Below are 443 nucleotides of genomic sequence, written 5' to 3' on the forward strand. Positions count from 1 at the left end.
ATTACCAATACAGTTACCGGAGTTACTTTAGATCAGACTGATACTAATACTACTCCAGATGATCCAAGTGAGGATATCGTAGTAAATAACGAAGTAGATTTAGTAATTGCTAAAATAGTTGATAATGCTACTCCAGATGAAGGAGGTACAGTTAACTATACAATCACAGTTACGAACAATGGTCCAGCCAGAGCTACTACTGTATCTATCACTGATCAATTACCAGTTGGAGTTACGTATGTTTCTGATGCACCAAGTCAAGGAACGTATGATAATACAACAGGAATCTGGACAGTAGGAGATATTGATAGCGGAAATGTAGTGACTTTAGTATTAGAAGCTACAGTCGATGCAGGCACTAGTGATGATACGATTACTAATACAGTTACCGGAGTTACTTTAGATCAAACAGATACTAATACTACTCCAGATGATCCAAGTGA

General features: G+C 37.2%; 1 protein-coding gene. It reads left to right on the plus strand.

Annotation, left to right across the window (positions count from 1 at the left end; genetic code table 11):
• The coding region (locus tag Q0829_RS27515; RefSeq protein ID WP_298549306.1) for a DUF11 domain-containing protein at positions 1 to 443 on the plus strand (443 nt) is incomplete at both ends.

The organism is uncultured Aquimarina sp. (genome assembly GCF_947492405.1).
GTDB lineage: Bacteria > Bacteroidota > Bacteroidia > Flavobacteriales > Flavobacteriaceae > Aquimarina.